General features: G+C 35.1%; 1 protein-coding gene. It reads left to right on the plus strand.

Annotated features, from left to right (window positions below; genetic code table 11):
- Nucleotides 1–621 precede the first annotated feature (621 nt).
- On the plus strand, nucleotides 622–2038 hold a 1417-nt coding region (locus tag ES724_RS16385), incomplete at its 3' end, for a hypothetical protein (RefSeq protein ID WP_146935058.1).

Consider the following 2038-nt stretch of genomic DNA (forward strand, 5'->3'; position numbering starts at 1 on the left):
GTTCTTTCTTCATTTAAAAGGGTCTGGATAATGACTCTTTCTTTATAGGTTAGTCGCCTGTGTTTTTTTACTTCCATTTTACAAATCTATTATTTTAGATTTGTTGCGTTAAGTTATTGAATGGAACTAATACTAAGTACATTCCTCCTAACGCTAACTGGTACACTTCAACTTGCGTAAAATAGTAATTGATCCATATATTTTCCAGCAAAAAAAAAGAGTTAAAACGAATTTGAAAAGTAAATTTTTTTACGCCGGCTAGATTTACCAAGCCAATCTCGAAAATCAGTATGGGGGAAATCCCTTAAATTTGGTCAAAAATTTGAAAATCAGCGTAATAAGTGATTATATTTTCCTTTTTGAATTAAAAATTATTTTATTTTTATTCTCAATAGTATGGGAATTATAATTATTTAGTAAAAAAAACCTCCTAACTATTTAATTCAACAATCTTAATAACAAATTATTCCTCCCGAACGAACCTATGCCTTTTGGCATCATTAACTTTTTGTCCCTAACAATTAAGTGTTACTTCCCCAATTGTTGCTTTTTACCCCTTACCCAAACCTACATTCTTACTATTTCTTAAAGTTTATGGCGCTAACCATAAAACATTTAATTATGAAAGAATTTACATGTTTGATATCGAAATCGATATCTAAATTTTCGACGATTAATGGTATTAAGATCACTACATTGTTTGTTTTTATTTTATTATCATTTTTTAGTTTTGATTTACAAGCGCAAGCGGATACTCCATGTGAAGGAGCAAATCGTTGGCAAGGTGGGTCTAAATGGAATGCTGATGGAACTATAGATGACAGGCCAAATTCTGGGGAACCTAATGGTATTATAAGATGTGGGAGTTCTGCTGAAACACAATCTCAGATCTTACCTTTCAATAATGCTGTATATAATAGTTCAGCATTTCTAATCGATGTTGAGGGAGGTGGTTGTGTGAACCCAAGTACCGGGAGTATTGTAGCCCCGGATAATCCAACCAATGGACAACCTATTGTTTGGCTTAACTTTGATGTAAGGCCATATTCTGGTAGTTTCGAAGTTCAAATTAATGATAACTCAGGCGATAATATAGGTTGGGCTTTGTATGTTTCTACCCAGAATGATGATTTTACAACCTATAGCAATGCTGCTGGAGATGATTTAAGCGGAGATTGTTCAAATCTTACTTTTGTTTCATGTGGAGTTGAATCATCAAGTACCTGGAATACAATACCGGTAGGTAATGTAGATTTTTTGGAAGCTACCAACTTTTATTTGGCCATTTGGGATCAGGATGCAGATGGTAATTTATCAGTAAATAACTTTAAAGCCAGATTTGGATGTGGCGATGGAGATATTCCAATTTGCGCTCTAGTAGTTGGGGAGGAAACAGTTAGTTGTGTAGATTCTGGAACTTATCAGGTAGTTGTACCAATAACTGGTACAAATGCTCAATTTACCGCAACAGATGCTAATGCTCTTACTATTTCTGAGGATGTTTGTCTTAGCAATATTGGTGTAGACGAAGAAGGTGTTTTTGGAAGTTTCACTTTGACTTACAACATAGGAACCCCTTATAATATATCTATTAGTGCAGTTAAACCTTCCACCAATGGTTGTGCTGATCCATTTAATCCTACACAATGTGTTGGTGGGGTATCGGGTAGTTCACCCAATCTTCCAACAGTACAAATTTCGGATCAAACCATATGCGAAACTACAACCTCTGTAGATTTGACATTATTAGAGCCAGAGGGTAAAACAGGTGGCACTTGGTCTAATTCTGAAGGAGATATTACTGATGCAACTGATGTAGATCCTAATGATGGACCTTTTACATATACTATAACTGATAATATTAGCTGTGAAGGTAGTGATGATGTCGCTTATACTTTTTATGATTTACCTGAAGCAGGAACAGGTGGAAGTGATCGTTTTTGTATTGATTCAGACTTGAGTTCTGTAGATCTTTTTGCACTTATTGTTGGCGGAGATACTGGTGGAAGCTGGACAGATGTATCCGATGGTTCGGTAT

It is taken from the genome of Gillisia hiemivivida, assembly GCF_007997295.1.
GTDB lineage: Bacteria > Bacteroidota > Bacteroidia > Flavobacteriales > Flavobacteriaceae > Gillisia > Gillisia hiemivivida.